Here is a 13,813-nt window from a genome sequence, read left to right on the forward strand (position 1 = left end):
AACCGAAAGATCTGAACATGGCGCATATGAATGCACCACGAACAATGCTGGCCAAAATCTGGGATGAGCATGAGATATTGCGTCATCCTTCCGGCCCCTCATTGCTCTATATCGACCGGGACATGATCCATGAAGGCAGCTTTCATGCGTTTGCCGACCTGAAGCGGCGTGGATTGAAGCCGCGCCGACCCAAGCAGATTTTCGGCGTGGCGGATCACTATGTCCCGACGCTTGGCCGCACCTCCAAGGATGCTGCCAGCCCGGCCATTGCGCGTATGATCGATACGTTCGACGAGAACATGGAATGGGGCGGTGTTCGCCATTTCGGTCTCTCCAGCCGGTCCCAGGGTATCGTGCATGTGGTTGCGCCGGAACAGGGCATTACGCTTCCCGGCCTGACCATAGTCTGCTCCGACAGCCATACGTCGACGCAAGGGGCACTGGGTGCGATTGCCTTCGGCATCGGCCAGTCTGAAAACGCGCATGTACTTGCCACACAGGCCATCTGGCAGTTGCGCCCGAAAACCATGCGAGTCACGATCAATGGCACGCTGGGGCAGGGCGTTACCGCAAAGGACGTGATGCTGGCGCTGATTGCCAAGATTGGTGCTGCCGGTGCTGGTGGTCATGCCATAGAATTCGCAGGACAGGTCGTCCGGGACATGTCCATTGAAGGGCGGCTGACGCTCTGCAACATGTCCATCGAGGCGGCAGCCCGCTTCGGCATGGTGGCACCGGATGAGACGACGTTCGCCTATGTGCGGGGCCGAAACTTTGCGCCGAACGAGCAGGAGTGGGACGCAGCAGTCAACCACTGGCGTCAGCTGGTGAGCGATGATGATGCGGTGTTCGATCGGGAAGTGGTGCTCGAAGGCGCTGATATTCCGCCGATGGTGACCTGGGGCACGAGCCCGGAAGATGCGGTTTCCATCGAGGGCCGCGTGCCGGATCCATCCACCTTCGACAATGCGGACAAACGCAAGGCCGCGATCAAGTCTTTGGAATATATGGAGCTTGCGCCGGGAACAGAGCTTTCCGGCCTGAAGCTCGACAAGGTGTTTATCGGCTCCTGCACCAACAGCCGGATCGAGGACCTGCGTGCGGCAGCTGCCATCCTCAAGGGGCGCAAGGCAAAGATTCAGGCGATCGTTGTTCCTGGTTCAACCCAGGTGAAGGAACAGGCTGAGGCAGAGGGCATCGCAGCGATTTTCCGCGAGGCAGGTTTTGAATGGCGCGATTCCGGCTGTTCCATGTGCGCTGCCATGAATGGCGATGTGGTTGGCCCCGGCGAGCGTTGTGCTTCCACCTCTAACCGCAACTTCGTGGGTCGACAGGGACCGGGTGCACGAACGCATCTGGTTAGCCCTGCCATGGCCGCTGCCGCTGCCATTACAGGCTGTCTGACAGACGTTCGGCGGGTGTGAGGAGATGGTGATGAAGGCTTTTGTCAAGGAAACCTCCACCGTTGTCGCCGTCCCCGGCGTGAATTGCGATACGGACCAGATCATCCCCGGCCGTTTTCTGAAAGCAGACCGTGCGCAGGGTTACGGCCAGTTTCTGTTTCACGACATCCGCCGGAATGAGGCAGGTGAGCTTGATCCTGCTTTCCCTTTGAACAGGGAAGGTGCCGAGCGTTCGACCATCCTTCTGGTCGAGGATAATTTCGGCTGCGGATCGTCGAGAGAGGGTGCGGTCTATGCGCTGGTGGACCACGGCATTCGTGCGGTGATTGGACCGAGCTTTGGTGACATCTTCTTCAATAACGCGCTGAAGAACGGGCTTGTGCCGGTTCGCTTGCCCGCGGAACACTGCGATGAACTTGCGGATTATCTCGCGCGCTTTCCTGATGCCGAAGTGACGGTTGATCTTGAGAATTCCGAACTCGTTCTGCCGGGAAATCTGGGCCGTTATCCCATCGTCATCGACGCCTTTGCAAGGGAATGCATTTTGCAGGGTCTCGACGAGATCGAGATGACCTTCACCTACATGGAAAAAATCAAGGCGTTCGAAACAGAACGAATGGCTTCGCATGCCTGGCTGGCCCGTTGACGGGCGGATCAGCAGGTAACTTTCGCCGTCATAAAAAAACTGGGAGCATAAAAAGATGAGCTACAAGATTGATCGCCGCGACCTGTTGAAGGTATCCGGCGCACTGGTTGCAGGCCTTGCCGCACCTTCCATCCTGCGTGCACAAACATCCACCATCAAGGTTGGCGTGATCGAGCCGCTGACGGGTAACCTTGCCTATAACGGCACCCAGAGTGCTGCCGGCGCAAAGTTTGCCGCAGAAGCAATCAACGCTGCCGGCGGTATCAAGAGCATGGGTGGCCGCAAGATCGAATTGGTTGTCGTGGATGCACAGAGCCGTCCGGAAGCCGCAGCCTCCGGCGTCGATACCCTCGTTCAGGCAGGCGCCTGCGCTTTCACCGGTGCAACCGCTTCGGCTCTCGGTCTTGCCTCATCCCAGGCTGCTGCGAAATACAATCTTGCTCAGGTCTTCTCGATCGGTACGGCTGAAACCGTCGTATCTCGCGGCCTACCAAACGTCTTCCGCTTCACGCCGGGTGTGAACAAGTGCACAAGTGTGGCGCTTGAAAACCTGAAGCTGCTCAACCAGGGCGCAGGCAATCCGGTAAAGACTGCAGCCATCGTTCACGAAGATGGACCTTTCGGTTCGAACATGGCGAAGATTCTGGCCGAACAGCTTCCGAAGCAGGGTATCCAGGTTGTCGAAACCATTTCGCACCCAACCCCACAGCGCGATTTCTCCAACATCGCGCTGCGCGTGAAGGCGTCGAAGGCCGATATTCTGATCCCGTCCAACTACTTGAACGAATACACTTTGATGGCGCGTGCGCTGAACCAGCAGCGTGTCGAGCTGAAGGCAATCTATTCGATCCTCGGTGGCGCGGCATCCAACATCAAGTTTGTTCGCGAGAATAATGAAGTCGCCCAATACGTGATGGACTGCAATCACTGGTACGATCCTACTAAGGATGAGTCCAAGGCACTGGCTGCCAAGGTGGCAGAGGCCAAGCTCGACCTGACCTATGACGTCATGGTGTCCTACGCCACCATCCAGGTCATTGCCGATGCACTCGAGCGCGCCGCGACGGATGATCGCCAGAAGATGATCGAAGCACTCGCTGCCTCGACATTCGACAAGTCGATCATGCCTTATGGCCCGACGAAGTTCGTCAACGGCGATAACGTGAACTCGCAGCCGGTCAACACGCAGATCCGCGGCGAGAAGATCGAGCTCGTCTTCCCGAAGCAGTATGCAAGCGCAGAAGCCGTCTTCCCGATCCCGGCGAAGAAGTGATGTGATCCCGCCTCCGGTCAACAGCATTGGCCGGAGGCGTTCTTCCTGAGACGGAGAGGCGAGCCCTGATGTCGAGTCTGATCTTTCCCGCTGTGTTGAGCGGCCTGATGATGGGAGCAGTCTATGCGCTGGTGGCGCTGGGCCTGACCCTCATTTACGGCGTGCTCCACATCATCAATTTTGCGCATGGAAGCCTGCTGATGCTGGCACTCTATGCGGTTTATTTTCTTTGGTATCATCTGGGCATCGATCCCTATTTGGCGATACCGATCGTACTGCCAGCCTTCTTCGCACTGGGCTATGCGCTACAACGTGGATTGATTGCGCCGATGAGCAGCGGCTCCGAGCAGAATGTTCTGCTGATTACGCTCGCCGTTTCGATGATCATCGACAACCTCGCGCTTTACTTCTGGACTTCGAATACGCGTACCGCCGATATCGCCTATGCCTATGACACAGTTGAGATCCTCGGCGCCTTTCTGCCGCTCGGTCGTGTGATCGCTTTCTGTGCAGCGATTGCCGTTGCTCCGCTTCTGTGGTGCTTCATGGCCTACACGAAAACCGGTTCTGCCATTCGCGCGGTTGCCATCGAAAAGCGCGGCGCCGAGCTCGTCGGCATTGATGTGAACCACACCTATGCCATCTGCTTCGGCATTGGCACTGCCTGCGTGGCGCTGGCTGCCTGCCTTCTGCTGCCGACCTTCTACATCACCCCTCAGGTTGGCTATACCTTCGTACTCGTTGCCTTCACCACAGTTGTTCTGGGTGGCATGGGCAGTCTGCCAGGAGCGCTGATTGCAGGTCTGTTGCTGGGTGTTATCGAATCCCTTTGCGGCCTGTTCCTGGGTGAGAGCCTTGGCCAGATCGGCATCTTCCTCGCCTTCATCCTCATCCTTCTGTTCAAACCGTCAGGTCTTCTGGGGAGGGCGCGTTGATGAAATCGCAATCCATCGGCCAGCTGGCGCTTGCCGCCGCCGCTGTCGCCTATCTCATTGGTGTCTATTTTGCCTCATCTCCGGTCTGGATGGGCTTCACCATCAATGCCTTGATCATCGCCGTCGTGGCCATGTCATGGAACATTACCGGCGGTTTCGGAGGTCTTTCCTCCTTCGGTCATGCCGCGCTCTACGGCACGGGTGCCTATGCCTCGGCAATCCTTCAGGTGAAGTATGGCGTGAATGCCTGGGTCGGCTTTGCCGCTGGCATTCTGGCTGGTGCCGCCATGGGTGCCTTCATTGGGGCGCTGGCGTTCCGCTATGGTCTCCGCGGCTCCTATTTCGCACTCGTCACCCTGGCATTCGCTGAAGTGTTGCGTATCTGCGCGTCATCCTTCGAATTTTCCGGCGGTGGCAGTGGCCTTCAGCTGAAGCTCGCCCCCGGTCTTGCCAACCTGCAATTTGCAGATCGCACTGTCGTATACACCGCCTTGCTGGTGGTCGTCGCCGTGGTGATGATATTGACCGCACTCATCAAATATTCCCGCTTTGGCGCCTATCTGATCGCGGTGCGCGAGAATGAAGATGCAGCGCGCGCTCTGGGGATCGATACCTACCGCATCAAGGTTCAGGCCATGGCCATCTCGGGTGCCTTCGGTGGTCTGGCGGGCGTCCTTTACCTTCAGCTCTGGCTCTTCATCGACAGCACCGTTGTCTATGGCAGCGCGGTTTCCGTGGAAGCGCTGATTGGCCCGATCATCGGCGGCGCTGGTACCGTCTGGGGTCCGCTGCTGGGAACGCTTGGTCTGCATCTGCTGGGCGAAGGTGCAAAGCACCTGTTGCCAAACGCACCGGGTCTGAACTTCGTGCTCTATGCTGTGGTGCTGATCTGTGCTTTGCGCTTCCTGCCGCAGGGTCTGGTCGGACTTGCAGGAAAATTTGGTGCCTTCACGAAGAAAAAGGAGGCAGACGATGCTTGAGGTTCGCAATCTCTCGAAGAGCTTCGGCGGCCTGAAGGCCGTCACCGATGCCTCGCTGGATGTTCCGGAAGGTTCGATCGTCGGCCTGCTGGGACCGAACGGTGCTGGCAAGACGACCTGCTTCACCATGATAGCTGGCTTCACCAAGGCCGATGAAGGCACGGTGCGCTTCAAGGGCCAGGATATCACCGGCCTGCCGCCGCACCGCATCTGTGCACTCGGCATGATCCGCACATTCCAGATCGTGCAGCCCTTTGCCGGTTTGACGGTGCAGGAGAACATTGCGGTCGGAGCCTATCTCCACCACCACAATCGCAACGAAGCCATGTCTGTGGCACGCGATGTGGGCAAACGTCTGGGCATGGGCGCGATGCTGGATCGGCCCGCGTCCTCGCTGACCATAGCAGGCCGCAAGCGTCTGGAACTGGCACGCGCGCTGGCGACAGGGTCGAAGCTTCTGCTTCTGGACGAGGTCATGGCAGGGCTCATTCCCTCTGAGATCACCGAGATCGTCGGCATCATCCGTCAGATCCGCGACGAGGGGCATACGTTCCTGATGATTGAACACGTAATGCAGGCAGTGATGAGCCTTGCGGAAACGGCTTACGTGCTGAACCAGGGCAAGATGATTGCCCACGGTCCGCCACGTGAACTGGTGCGAGATCCATCCGTCGTGGAAGCCTATCTCGGCCATGGTGCCGCCGCACGCCTGCAGGAGGAAAATCATGCTTGAGATTTCCGGCATCAAGGCGGGTTATGGCTCGATGTCCGTTCTTCAGGGCATCGACATGCGGGTGGAAGCGGGCGAGATCGTCGCGCTCCTCGGTTCCAACGGTGTCGGCAAGACGACGTTGAACAATGTCATTTCCGGCTTCATTCGCCCGACGGCGGGCAGCGTTTCCTTCAAGGGCGTGACGCTGACCGGCAAGAAACCGCGCGACGTGGTTTCCATGGGCATTGCCCATGTACCGGAAGGCCGCAAGATTTTTCCGAACCTCTCGGTCGCAGAGAACCTGAAGCTCGGTGCATTCCGTCGAGCTTCCGGCAATGTGAAGAAGAATTTCGAGCATATCTGCGCGATCTTCCCACGCCTCAAAGAGCGCCTGGATCAGTTGGCAGGCACGCTTTCCGGTGGTGAGCAGCAGATGCTGGCTATCGGTCGCGGCATGATGTCCGAGCCGGAACTGATCATCCTGGACGAACCGTCACTCGGGCTGTCCCCGCTGATGGTCGAGGAAATGTTCGGGCTGATTACCAAGATCAATGCCGAAGGCGTTGCGGTTTTGCTGGTCGAGCAGAACGTCATGCAATCGCTGACGGTCGCAAAACGTGCCTATGTGATCGAGCAAGGCCGGTTCGTGATGCAGGGGGAGGCCGCCAAACTACTGGCCGATCCGCAACTGCGTCAGGCCTATCTCGGAATGTGAACGGGGTCCCGGCCTCTTAAAGCTTGGCCGGAACCTTCTGATTTTACGGAGAAACGGAGAATACGATGTCTCTTACCCGGACCCAACGCCTGCGACAGGCTCTCGCAGGCGAACGAGCCCTCATGGCTCCTGGCGTGGTCGATGCAATGTATGCACGCCTTGTTGCTGAGGCTGGCTTTCAGGCCATGTATATGACTGGCGCTGGCACGTCTGCCACGCGGCTCGGTTATCCTGATGTCGGTCTGCTGACCATGACCGAAATGGTGGATAACGCTACGCGGATCGCCGATGCTTCAGATGTTCCACTGATTGCCGATGCTGACAACGGTTTTGGCGGTCCCCTGAATGTGCGTCGCGCCATCCAGCTTTACGAGCGTGGCGGCGTGGCAGCCGTACATCTGGAAGATCAGGTGCTGCCGAAACGTTGTGGCCATCTGGCGGGCAAGCAATTGATCTCTGCGGAAGACATGGTCGCCAAGGTGAAGGCTGCCGTCGATGCACGTATTGACGAGAATTTCGTCGTGATTGCCCGCACGGATGCGCTGGCACTTCATGGACGAAACGCCGCCTTTGACCGCGCGGAGATGTACCGCGAGGCCGGAGCCGACGTGATCTTCGTTGAAAGCCCCGGCCCGGAAGATCTTCCGCACATCGCGCCACGCTTCCCAGGTATTCCGCTGCTCTACAACATGGCGACCTCGGGCAAGACGCCGTTCCTGACCCGCTCTGAAATCGAAGCGCTTGGGTTCAAGCTGATCATCTATCCGAACTGGCTTTTGCTTTCGGCCTGCGAAGCGGCCCGCAAGACGCTGGAAGTTCTAAAGACCGAGGAAACGATCGCTTCGATCGCACCTAACGTCATGAACTTCAAGGAGTTCTTTGACATGGCCCGCATGCCGGAAATTCAGGAGCTGGAAGCGCGGTACGGCACACCGGAAGCAAACCGCACGACCTACTGACCAGATGAGCGGAGGAGAATGATCATGGCCGTACTTTCCGCTCAAGGCGTTGAGTTCGCTTTCGAAGTTCCAGTCGTCGTCGTCGGGGCAGGGGCTTGCGGGCTGGTGGCGGCCCTTGCCGCTCATGATGAGGGGCAGGAGGTTCTGGTTCTGGAGCGGGATGAGAACCCGACCGGCTCCACCTCGCTTTCCGCAGGTCTCATTCCGGCACCCTGCACCAGGCTGCAGAAAGAGGCCGGTATCGAGGACAGTCCGGAACTCTTCGCACAGGATCTCGTCGCCAAGACGCATGATCACACGCCTTACGATCAAGCACTGGCGGCAGCCAAGGCGGCGGGGCCGATGATCGACTGGCTGATGGAGAAGCATCAGGTCGAGTTCGAGCTGGTGACAGGCTTTCTCTATCCCGGCCATTCGCGCCTACGCATGCACGGGCCGAAAAGCCGTACAGGTGCGGATCTTGAGCAGAACCTGCTTTCTGCAGTTTCCAATGCGGGCATCGATCTTATCACCGGGGCGTCGGTCGAGGACCTGTATGTGGACGCCGCTGGCCGCGTGGCCGGCGTTCGTTTCCGCAGACCTGACGGCGCGCAGGAAATGCTGGGCTGCAAGGCGCTGGTTCTGGCCTGCTGCGGCTTTGCAGGCGATGCTGAAATGGTTCGCCGATACATTCCAGAGATTGCGGATGCGGAATGCTGCGGTCACCTTTCCAACACCGGGGATGCCGTGAAATGGGGCGAAGCACTCGGTGCGGGACTGGCCGATATGGGCGCCTATCAGGGACACGGCTCTGTGGCGCATCCGCATGGTCTGCCGCTGACCTGGGCTGTCATCACCAAAGGCGGAATCCTGCTCAATCTGGAAGGTCGCCGCTTCTCGAACGAAATGCGCGGCTATTCAGAACATGCGGCGGAAGTGGCATCCCAGCCGGGGAATGTGGCTTGGGATATATACGGTTCCGGCGGCGAGGAGGCCGCCATGGGCTTCCACGACTATCGGGAATTGCGCAAGCTGGGCGTGGTCAAGACCGCCAACAGCCTAGAAGAGCTGGCCACAGTGACGGGCCTTCCCGTCGAGGCGGTCGCGGCTGAGCTGGAGGCGGTTGAACGCGCCGCGCAGACGGGTGAGCCGGATCGCTTCGGGCGGAAATTTTCGCAGGAGCAACTGCTCCAGCCACCTTATTTCGCTGTCAAGGTGAATGGTGCCTTGTTCCACACGCAGGGCGGTCTGGTGATTGATGCCGAGGCCAGAGTGCTGCGCGCGGACGGCACGCCGCTTCCGAACCTGATGGCGGGTGGCGGTGCGGCCCGTGGTGTCTCTGGCGATTCCAACTACGGTTATCTGTCCGGCAACGGCCTGTTGAGTGCGACGGCCTTTGGCCGGCTGGCGGGCATCAGTGCAGCGAGGATTGCAGCAGCAACCGCGTGATCAGTCAAAAAGAACATGAAGTGGAGGAACAGCATATGAAGAAGGTCATGGTCATCGTACCATTCCCGATGGGCGAGGAGGATCTTGCCCGCAGGCAGGCGCAGATGCAGGCGGTGGATCTTGGACCGGGCATCGAATTCCACTACCGTCCGGTTCGTGTTGGCCCGAAAAACTATTCCAGCCAGCACGATATGGCACTGGCCGACTTCTCCATTCTGGATGCCGGGCTGGATGCTGAAAGCCAGGGCTTCGACGCCGTCTGCATCGACACCATGTCCGACAGCGGTATGTCAATGCTGCGCTCGGTGCTGAAAATTCCGGTCATTGCGCCGGGGCGCCACTCCATGCTGGTCGCGCAGATGCTGGGCGACAAGTTCTCCATCCTGATGATGTGGGACCGCTGGAAGATGCTTTACACCAAGACGCTGGGCGAACTCGGCATGGAGCACAAATGCGCCTCCATGCGCTCCATCGGGGTGACACCGGATAACAAGAGCCTGCTATCCGGCAAGGAAGACCAGGTGTTTCCGCTTCTGCTGGATGCAGCGCGCAAATGTGTGGAAGAGGATGGCGCGCAGGTGCTGATCCTCGGCTCAACGACAATGCATGAAGCGCATTCCTGGCTTTCGGAACGCATTGGCGTGCCGGTCATCAATCCGGGACCGCTGACCTACAAGCTGGCTTCCATCGCACTCGATCTGAAGCTGACGCACAGCAAGGCCACATGGCCTGCACCGCTTTCACCAAAGCACGACATGATCCGCGCCATCGGTGCGGCTGGAGCCGACTATCTGGAGGCAAACCCATGACCCGCATTCTGATCATCGTCCCATTCGCGCTCGACGAAGAGGGCGTGAAGAACCGTCAGGCTCAATCGCGCTATGTACCGCTGCCGGCAGACTGGGAATTGACCTATCGCCCCGTCACCTGCGGGCCGACATCCTTCATGTCGCCGCATGACTGGGGTTTGATGGATCTCGCAATTTTCGAAGCAGGGTGTCGCGCGGAAGCGGAAGGCTTCGATGCGGTCTGCATCGATACTATGTCTGATAGCGGCATGGTGATGTTGCGTTCCGTTCTCTCGATCCCCGTGATTGGGGCGGGCAAAGCCTCGATGCTCTACGCCCTGACGCTCGGCGGAAAGTTTTCCGTACTCGCCCAGTGGGAACCGGCATTGCCACGCTATCGCAAGGCCATTCGTGAATATGGTTTCGATCGTCAGTGTGCATCGGTCCGCAGCTTTGATCAGCCGCCGGATTTCGCCAATCTGCTGGATGGCAAGGAAGACAAGGTATTTCCACGCATGCGCGACGTGGCGATGCGCTGCATCGAAGAAGATGGCGCGGAGGTTATCTGCCTCGGTTCAACGACCATGCATCAGGCAGGCGAATATCTGGCGGCGAACCTGCCGGTTCCGGTCGTCAATCCTGGCCCACTGACCTACAAGCTGGTGGAAACCTTCCTTGCGCTGGGTCTGAAACATGGCCGCGATGTGTATCCGGCACCTGTCGAGCCACGGCTTGATATGCTGCATGCCATGATGAAGGCAGGCGCGGCGGTCGAGCAAGCAACGAAGGGTTGAGGATATGGACGACGCTGCCACAGCTCTCGCTTCTGCTGCGGCAGCGACCCGCTTCAAATCTCTGCCGCTGGAGGTCCGTGCGACCTATCGCGACTACGTTCTCGATACTTTGGCGGTCATGGCTGCGGGTGCAGCACACCCGGAACTGATGCGAACGCGCCGTGCATTTTCAGCGAGCGATGGGCAGGGCAAAGCCTCTGTTGTCGGGATGCCGGAAACGGTTCCGGCGGCTGTCGCAGGCTTTCTGAATGGCGCTGCGATGACCGTTCTGCAGCTTCAGGATGGGCATCGCAGAGCGCGCGGTCATCCCATGAGCCATGTGTTGCCAGCGGCACTGGCGATTGCAGAAGAAACCGGAGCCAGCGGGCAAGCGATGTTTGACGCTGTGGTTGCTGGCTACGAGGTTTGCGCCAGAATAGGCGCCTCGCTAGGCGGAATGCAGCCCCTGCTGCATGACACGGGTACATTTGGCTGCATCGGCGCAGCTGTTGCGGCAGCGTGTCTTCTCACGCAGGGCGAAGACGAGAGCGTCCGTGTCGATGTCCTCGAAGCTGCGATAGGCAACGCCGCTGCCGTTGCGCTGTTTCCCTTCCGCGATACGTGCATGGAAGGCGCGACCGGCCATCATCTCTTCGTTGGACTGGGCGTTCAAAACGGCATCGTTGCTGCTCGAAGCAGTTTGGCAGGCCTGAAGCCATCGGAGCGAACCCTCGAACGGTTCTTTGGACCGCGTGCTGGCGAGTGTTTCGATCTCCATCTTCTCACGTCCGGAATCGGCAGGGATGGACAATGGTCGACTTACGAGATTGAGCAAGCCTATCTCAAGTGGCATCCTGTCTGTGCTCATCTCGGGCCGATGCTGGACTGTTTCGAAGCGCTTCGAGCAAAGGTGGAAAGTCGCCCGCTCGCAGATATTACCGATGTGCGGATAGACGTCTATTCGACTGCGCTGCAGTACGATTCATCAGCTCCGAGCAATGATCTGGCGGCGCGGTTCAGCTTCCGTCACGCGGCCGCCATCGCTCTCACATGTGGAGTGGTCCGGCATGATGCGTTTGGGACAAGCGTTTTGAGCGATCCGGACATCCAATCTATGGCGAAGAAGATCCGCATTGAAGCCGACCCAGGTTTCGATGCCCTATATCCGCAAAACCGCCCCTCACGCGTTACGATTTGGTGGAATGATGGCACCCAGGCGAGCGAACAGGTGCTCGTGCCAAGGGGCGATGGCGCGCGCCGACTGAGCAGGGTAGAGGTAGACCAGAAGGCCCTGCGACTGATCGAAGCCGTCTGGCCGCAGGATGCCTTCGATGAGCTTCGCGACCTTGTGGACCAGGTTGTAACCGAAGTACCTGATGCCTTGGCGACACGTTTGGGCGCACTGATGCGTCGCCCTTTCCGCCTCTAATTCCCTAACGAAAAATCCTTGCCGTCCTCTCTTTTGAGAGACACGCGATACTCATACCGGTCTGCGCAATAGAAGATTTCGGCGACGTAGAACGGTTTCAGATCTGCATTGAAGAACAACCGGTTGACGAGCATCAACGGTGCGCCGACAGGAATTTCCAGATGCTTGGCAGCGTAATCGTCGGCAAGGGTCGCAGTCAATGTCTGCTCGACCTGCTCGACTGTCGCGCCCGCCTCTTGCACGAGATCGATCATGTTGGTGGTCGCCAGATCTTGACGCTTCAGCGTCTGGCCGATTTCGGGCAGAAGATAGGCGATGGACAGGGAATAGGGTCGCTTGTCGAGGAAGCGGACACGCACCGCTCGAACCAGCGGGGTTGTTGGCGAAACACCCATTTGCGCGCAGATCCGCGGCGGGGCCTCGCCCAGATCAAGGCTGATAACCTTCAGCCGCGTGCTCTGGCCGACCGCATTGAGATAGCTGAACAGACCATTGATGTTCGACACCACGGCACGGTTGAGCTTGTTTTCTTTCGTGCGGTCGTTGACGAAGGTGCCGCGTCCGCGCGTGCGCGTGACCAGCCCTTCAGCCGTCAACATTTCCATCGCCTTGCGGATTGTGATGCGACTGACCGAAAAACTCTCGGAGAGTTCCGCCTCGCTCGGGACTGCAACATCACTGGGATAATAGCCCTTGATGATCCGCTCACGCATGACGGCATAGATGCGATGGTAGAGCGGCGTTGGCGAATGGATTTCAGCCATCTAGAAAGCGGTCCAGTAAGAATAGAGTTTGAGTATTGGAGCGAGAATTTCGGTCTTCGTAAAGAATGCACTCACAGCCGCTTGCCTTGCAAGGCGCGTTGTACGGAGATAAGCGCCTCGTCTCTTTGCACTTCAAGATCAGCAATTGATCTGCCACGTGCCTCCAGTTCAATTCCATTCACCAATTTTTGCCGCGTTGCCGTGTCGAGACTGGGTGAGCCGAGGTCCTGCCAGCGCTTTTCCTGGCTGGGGCCGAGATGCGCGAGATAGTGTGTTATTCCGCCCGGGCCGCCGCCCAGATGATAGGCCATATGCGCACCGATGACGGACCATCTGAGCCCTGGGCCATAGACAAGTGCCTCATCGATATCTGAAACGTCGGCAATGCCTTTTGATACCATGTTGACAGCCTCGCGCCACAGAGCGGAGGAGAGGCGATTGGCGATGTGCCCGACAGCTTCCCGCTTCATCCTGACGGGATGGCGACCGACGGAGCGATAAAAGTCGGCGGCCGCGTCCAGTCGTTCACTGTCGATGCCAAACAATTCTACGAGTGGCATCAGATGTGGTGGATTGAACGGATGTGCGGTAATGAGCCTTGAAGGATTGGCCATCTCGGCACTCAGATCCGACCAGACGAGGGATGACGTGCTGGATGCGATGGTGACATCCCGGGGAGCGGTCGCTTCAATGTCTGCATAAAGCTTGCGTTTCAGCGGAACCTTCTCCGGCGCGTTCTCCTGGATCCAAACGCAGCCTTCCAGCGCCTCAGCGAGAGTCTGTGTGCATGTCAAAGAACCAGAGTCGACAAGGTCCGGAGACAAGGCCGTGACCTGCTTTCTCAGTTCATCCACGCGCGAGGGAATAGAACCCCGTGCATCTGCCATTGGCTCAAACAGAAGCACATTCCAACCGTAGGCCACGAACAGAGCCGACCAGCTGATGCCAATTAGCCCGCCTCCAATTACCGCTACTGAATCTTTCACAGACCGAGCCATCCCAATGCTT

14 protein-coding genes are annotated in these 13,813 nt (G+C 58.6%); 12 read left to right on the forward strand and 2 right to left on the reverse strand.

All coding sequences use genetic code 11. The features are described 5' to 3' along the window. The first annotated feature begins 17 nt into the window (after nucleotides 1-17). The 12 genes from leuC to G6N80_RS02485 all read left to right on the forward strand — a co-directional run bounded on the left by leuC (nucleotide 18) and on the right by G6N80_RS02485 (nucleotide 12,041). Nucleotides 18-1,424 carry a 3-isopropylmalate dehydratase large subunit gene (gene leuC / locus G6N80_RS02430; RefSeq protein ID WP_210300857.1) on the forward strand — a complete coding sequence of 469 codons (1,407 nt, stop codon included), beginning with the start codon at nucleotides 18-20 and terminating at the stop codon, nucleotides 1,422-1,424. A gap of 10 nt (nucleotides 1,425-1,434) precedes the next feature. Then, nucleotides 1,435-2,049, forward strand: coding sequence for a 3-isopropylmalate dehydratase small subunit (gene leuD / locus G6N80_RS02435; RefSeq protein ID WP_165131027.1), 615 nt, complete (start codon nucleotides 1,435-1,437; stop codon nucleotides 2,047-2,049). Nucleotides 2,050-2,104: 55 nt separating this feature from the next. Further along, nucleotides 2,105-3,322: an ABC transporter substrate-binding protein gene (locus G6N80_RS02440; protein ID WP_062556685.1), complete on the forward strand. Its 1,218-nt coding sequence runs from the start codon at nucleotides 2,105-2,107 to the stop codon at nucleotides 3,320-3,322. Nucleotides 3,323-3,390: 68 nt separating this feature from the next. Further along, the gene (locus tag G6N80_RS02445) at nucleotides 3,391-4,257 is read left to right on the forward strand and encodes a branched-chain amino acid ABC transporter permease (RefSeq protein WP_062556684.1); all 867 of its coding nucleotides are present in this window, start codon (nucleotides 3,391-3,393) and stop codon (nucleotides 4,255-4,257) included. Next, complete coding sequence (locus tag G6N80_RS02450; protein ID WP_165131029.1) at nucleotides 4,257-5,237, forward strand: branched-chain amino acid ABC transporter permease; 981 nt, start codon at nucleotides 4,257-4,259, stop codon at nucleotides 5,235-5,237. Before G6N80_RS02445 ends, G6N80_RS02450 begins: the two co-directional genes overlap by 1 nt. Beyond that, nucleotides 5,230-5,970: an ABC transporter ATP-binding protein gene (locus G6N80_RS02455; protein ID WP_062556682.1), complete on the forward strand. Its 741-nt coding sequence runs from the start codon at nucleotides 5,230-5,232 to the stop codon at nucleotides 5,968-5,970. Before G6N80_RS02450 ends, G6N80_RS02455 begins: the two co-directional genes overlap by 8 nt. Then, nucleotides 5,963-6,664 carry an ABC transporter ATP-binding protein gene (locus G6N80_RS02460; protein WP_062556681.1) on the forward strand — a complete coding sequence of 234 codons (702 nt, stop codon included), beginning with the start codon at nucleotides 5,963-5,965 and terminating at the stop codon, nucleotides 6,662-6,664. The genes G6N80_RS02455 and G6N80_RS02460 overlap by 8 nt, the downstream gene beginning before the upstream one ends. A gap of 65 nt (nucleotides 6,665-6,729) precedes the next feature. Next, nucleotides 6,730-7,623 carry an isocitrate lyase/PEP mutase family protein gene (locus tag G6N80_RS02465; RefSeq protein WP_062556680.1) on the forward strand — a complete coding sequence of 298 codons (894 nt, stop codon included), beginning with the start codon at nucleotides 6,730-6,732 and terminating at the stop codon, nucleotides 7,621-7,623. Nucleotides 7,624-7,647: 24 nt separating this feature from the next. After that, complete coding sequence (locus tag G6N80_RS02470) at nucleotides 7,648-9,051, forward strand: FAD-dependent oxidoreductase (RefSeq protein ID WP_165131031.1); 1,404 nt, start codon at nucleotides 7,648-7,650, stop codon at nucleotides 9,049-9,051. Nucleotides 9,052-9,086: 35 nt separating this feature from the next. Then, complete coding sequence (locus G6N80_RS02475; protein ID WP_062556679.1) at nucleotides 9,087-9,860, forward strand: aspartate/glutamate racemase family protein; 774 nt, start codon at nucleotides 9,087-9,089, stop codon at nucleotides 9,858-9,860. Then, a complete protein-coding gene (locus G6N80_RS02480; RefSeq protein WP_062556678.1) occupies nucleotides 9,857-10,633 on the forward strand; it encodes an aspartate/glutamate racemase family protein in 777 nt (258 codons plus the stop codon). The genes G6N80_RS02475 and G6N80_RS02480 overlap by 4 nt, the downstream gene beginning before the upstream one ends. 4 nt (nucleotides 10,634-10,637) lie before the next feature. After that, on the forward strand, nucleotides 10,638-12,041 hold the full coding sequence (locus tag G6N80_RS02485) for an MmgE/PrpD family protein (RefSeq protein WP_165131033.1): 1,404 nt from the start codon (nucleotides 10,638-10,640) through the stop codon (nucleotides 12,039-12,041). On the opposite strand, the gene G6N80_RS02490 is transcribed toward G6N80_RS02485, so the two are convergent. Continuing rightward, entirely contained in the window at nucleotides 12,038-12,805 is a 768-nt protein-coding gene (locus G6N80_RS02490; RefSeq protein ID WP_062556676.1) for a GntR family transcriptional regulator, read from the reverse strand. The two genes, G6N80_RS02485 and G6N80_RS02490, sit on opposite strands and share 4 nt — an antisense overlap. A gap of 71 nt (nucleotides 12,806-12,876) precedes the next feature. Then, entirely contained in the window at nucleotides 12,877-13,791 is a 915-nt protein-coding gene (locus G6N80_RS02495) for a 3-hydroxyacyl-CoA dehydrogenase NAD-binding domain-containing protein (RefSeq protein WP_343048681.1), read from the reverse strand. Nucleotides 13,792-13,813: the final 22 nt, after the last annotated feature.

Source organism: Rhizobium rhizoryzae, assembly GCF_011046895.1.
In the GTDB taxonomy this organism is placed as follows: Bacteria; Pseudomonadota; Alphaproteobacteria; order Rhizobiales; family Rhizobiaceae; genus Neorhizobium; species Neorhizobium rhizoryzae.